This window comes from Candidatus Cloacimonadota bacterium, from assembly GCA_034661015.1.
GTDB lineage: Bacteria > Cloacimonadota > Cloacimonadia > JGIOTU-2 > JGIOTU-2 > JAYEKN01.
The window spans coordinates 1-2,024 of the sequence record JAYEKN010000195.1 but is presented as its reverse complement, the minus strand read 5'-3'; the positions used below and the strand labels follow the sequence as shown (position 1 = coordinate 2,024).

General features: G+C 40.8%; 2 protein-coding genes. Both read right to left on the bottom strand.

Annotation, left to right across the window (positions count from 1 at the left end; translation table 11 throughout):
• A partial coding sequence (gene thiC, locus U9P79_07510) for a phosphomethylpyrimidine synthase ThiC (GenBank protein ID MEA2104469.1) occupies positions 1-1,239 on the bottom strand: 1,239 nt, incomplete at its 3' end.
• Positions 1,240-1,266: 27 nt separating this feature from the next.
• Entirely contained in the window at positions 1,267-2,019 is a 753-nt protein-coding gene (gene thiM, locus U9P79_07505) for a hydroxyethylthiazole kinase (protein MEA2104468.1), read from the bottom strand.
• Positions 2,020-2,024 lie beyond the last annotated feature (5 nt).

Here is a 2,024-nt window from a genome sequence, read left to right as displayed (position 1 = left end):
TTTACCGCACATTGTGCAAACGTCTTCAGAAAAATCTTCGCTTGATTTTCTTCTTTTTCGAGCAAGAATCGGGTCGAGAGAGATTTTATATTGTCCTTCCCAATTGAAGTCTCTGCGATATTCTGCCATTTTATTATCGAGTTTTTTCACTCCCGGGATTCCGAGAGCAATATCTGCAGAACGGGCCGCGATTTTTGCAGCGATCACGCCTTCATGCACATCCTCCTTGTTAGGTAAGCAAAGATGTTCGGAGGGAGTTACATAGCATAAAAAATCAGCTCCATTGTAAGCAGCTATTGCCCCGCCGATTGCACTCGTGATGTGATCATAACCGGGAGCAATATCTGTGGTGATAGGTCCGAGAACATAGAAAGGAGCATTATTGCAGATTGATTTTTGCAAACGCATATTTGATTCAACCTCGTTCAAAGGAATATGCCCCGGTCCTTCAATAATAACCTGAACATCACGTTCAACGGCTCTTTTTTGCAATTCTCCGAGAACAATTAATTCTTCAAACTGGGCTGCATCCGAGGCGTCTGCGAGACAACCGGGGCGTAAGCCATCACCCAAACTTAAAGTTACATCATATTTTTCAGCAATAACGAGCAATCTATCGAAATATTCATATAGAGGATTTTCCGCTTTATTGATCCGCATCCACTTCATCAGCAGGCTTCCACCTCTGCTAACCATTCCCAACAAACGTGGATTTTTCTTGAGCGTATTAACTACTTTCCTCGTAACGCCACAATGAACCGTAATATAATCCACTCCTTCTACACACTGTTTTTCGATAGAATCAAAAAGTCCGTCCACACTCATATCGGAAATTTCTTTATCATTGTCGAGGAGTTCAGCCGCCACCTGATAGATTGGAACAGTTCCCACCATTACCGGAGATTGTTTTAGAATTGCTTTGCGGATTGCTGATAAATTTCCACCTGTGGATAGATCCATTACGCTATCTGAACCGTAAGCAACTGCGATTTTGAGTTTTTCCAGTTCTTCGTTCAGGTCATAGTGATCTGGTGAAGTGCCTATGTTTGCATTAATTTTTGTTCGTAATTTATTCCCGATACCCATCGGATGAAAATTATGGTTTATGTTTTTTGGAATAGTGATGCGTCCCTGAGCAATTTCCTCACGAAGCCACTCAACATCGACCTGTTCATCCTTTGCCACGGTTTTCATCTCTTCGGAAATAATTCCGTCTTTTGCCATTTTTAATTGTGTCATAATACCTTCTGATATTTGTTTATAATTTTAAAATATTGAATAAATTTTTTGCAGATTTTCGACATTTTTATCTAACAAATATATCTCATCAAAAAATTTCGTTTTAAATGCAAATGGAGTTTTTGCTATTTCAAAAGCTTTTTCTGCTGCGATTTCGTAGTTAGAAAGAGCTATCGCAGCGGCTTTTGCATGATTTTTTTCAAGGCTGCAATATGTGGCGATGATAGATGCAGCCATACACCCGGTGCCAACGATCTTACCCATCATTTCGTTTCCATTTTTAACTAGATAAATTTCGTCATTATCCGTAATAATATCTTCTTTTCCGGTTATGACAACTGTGGCATTTTGGGATTGAGATAGATCCCTAGCTGTTTCAACAAGATTTTCCTGAACATCTGTAGATTCTACTCCGCGGGTTATTACGTTTTTTCCTGCGAGTTTTGCTATCTCCGAGGCGTTTCCTTTAATAACGTCAACATGGGTTTCATCCATTATCTCATAAGCCTTTTTATCCCGAAATGGGGTTGCTCCCACGCCCACCGCATCGAGAATAACGGGGATACCTTTTTTGTTAGCTGCTTTAGCAGCCAAGATCATTGAGTCAACCAATTCGCTCGTGAGTGTGCCGATATTCAGCACCAAAGCATTGGAGAGCGAAACCATATCCGCAACTTCTTCTCTGGCGTGAGCCATAATTGGTAAGCCCCCGATTAGACGGGTAATATTGGCACAATCGCTGATTGAAACCCAATTTGTAATATGGTGAATAAGTGGCATTTGCC

Coding starts and splice junctions, on each gene's coding strand:
- thiM (MEA2104468.1), bottom strand. CDS start 2,019: ATGCCACTTATTCACCATATTACAAATTGGGTTTCAATCAGCGATTGT.